This window comes from Rufibacter sediminis, assembly GCF_014269285.1.
Taxonomy (GTDB): Bacteria; Bacteroidota; Bacteroidia; order Cytophagales; family Hymenobacteraceae; genus Nibribacter; species Nibribacter sediminis.
On the sequence record NZ_JACOAF010000050.1, the window covers coordinates 2,501 to 3,574 of the forward strand.

Annotated in this window: 1 rRNA gene (running past one end of the window); it reads left to right on the forward strand. The window is 52.2% G+C overall.

The annotated features are described in order from the left end of the window. Positions 1-1,074, forward strand: a 23S ribosomal RNA gene (locus H7U12_RS20530) (its annotated part extends 431 nt beyond the left edge of the window); the annotation flags it as partial.

A 1,074-nucleotide genomic window follows, 5' to 3' on the forward strand; every position in this document is an offset into this window, starting at 1 on the left:
CGGTACCATCCGGTAAGGCTAAATACTCCTGAGAGACCGATAGTGAACCAGTACCGTGAGGGAAAGGTGAAAAGAACCTTGAATAAAGGAGTGAAATAGAACCTGAAACCATGCGCCTACAAGCGGTCGGAGCCCTTTAGTGGGGTGACGGCGTGCCTTTTGCATAATGAGCCTACGAGTTACTCCTCCCTGGCGAGGTTAAGTGTTTGGAAACACGGAGCCGCAGCGAAAGCGAGTCTGAACAGGGCGCACAGTCAGGGGGGGTAGACGCGAAACTTTGTGATCTACCCTTGGGCAGGATGAAGTTGCGGTAACACGCAATGGAGGTCCGAACCAGTTTCCGTTGAAAAGGATTTGGATGACCTGAGGGTAGGGGTGAAAGGCCAATCAAACTGAGAAATAGCTCGTACTCCCCGAAATGCCTTTAGGGGCAGCGTCGAGGTTGAGTCTCGTGGAGGTAGAGCTACCGATAGGACTAGGGGGAGTCAAATCCTACCGAATCCTGACGAACTCCGAATGCCACGTGACATACTCGGCAGTGAGGCTTGGGGTGCTAAGGTCCCAGGCCGAGAGGGAAAGAACCCAGACCATCAGCTAAGGTCCCTAAATTTACGCTAAGTTGAACAAAGGAGGTTCAGTTGCTTAGACAGCCAGGATGTTGGCTTGGAAGCAGCCATTCATTTAAAGAGTGCGTAACAGCTCACTGGTCGAGCGACAGGGCATCGATAATAATCGGGCATCAAGCGTGATACCGAAGCTATGGATAGAATTTATTCTGTGGTAGGGGAGCATTCCCGTCGGCTACGAAGGCGCCTGGCAATGGGCGTTGGAGCGTCGGGAAAAGCAAATGTAGGCATAAGTAACGATAATGCGGGCGAGAAACCCGCACACCGAAAGACTAAGGTTTCCTGATCAACGCTAATCGGATCAGGGTTAGTCGGGTCCTAAGGCCGATGCGAGAGCTAAGGTCGATGGACGACTGGTTAATATTCCAGTACTAGCGTAACCCAGCGATGCGGTGACGGAGTAGTGAAAGGCCCGCCTGGTGACGGAATACCAGGTTAAAGCACGTAG